Annotated in this window: 1 pseudogene; it reads left to right on the top strand. The window is 30.3% G+C overall.

The features are described 5' to 3' along the window. Positions 1-601 (top strand): annotated as a pseudogene (locus LDP10_RS03090) (acetolactate synthase 3 large subunit); the annotation flags it as partial.

Raw genomic sequence — 601 nt, 5'->3', positions numbered from 1 at the left:
TTCAAATAGTCACCATGAACTTCGTATGTTAGCAGAAATATTAAATATCCCTGTTACTACATCATTAATGGCATTAGGTAGTTTCCCTGGAACTCATCCTCAAAGTATCCATATGTTGGGAATGCACGGAACTTACGAAGCAAATATGGCTATGCACCATTCAGACGTTATTTTTGCTATTGGAGTCAGATTCGACGACCGTACTACCAACAACTTAAAAAAATATTGTCCATTTGCAAATATATTACATCTTGATATAGATCCAACATCTATATCTAAAACAGTAGTTGCCAATATTGCTATTATAGGAGATGCTAAAAAAGTATTAAAAAAAATATTAGAAATATTAAAAAAAGAAAAAGAAAAAATAATATCAAGAAATCTAAACCCTTGGTGGAATACCATTAACACATGGAGAAAATCTAATAATTTATCTTATGATAAGAAAAGTATTAAAATAAAACCACAATTAGCTATTCAAGTATTATGGAAGTTAACAAAAGGAAAAGCATATGTTACATCAGATGTAGGTCAACACCAAATGTTTACCGCTTTGTATTATCTTTTTGATAAACCTAAACGCTGGATTAATTCAGGAGGA

It is taken from the genome of Buchnera aphidicola (Pemphigus obesinymphae) (assembly GCF_026122815.1).
GTDB classification, from domain to species: Bacteria; Pseudomonadota; Gammaproteobacteria; order Enterobacterales; family Enterobacteriaceae; genus Buchnera_C; species Buchnera_C aphidicola_BJ.
Note: the sequence above shows the minus strand (reverse complement) of the source record. Positions and strands in the feature narration are given on the sequence as shown.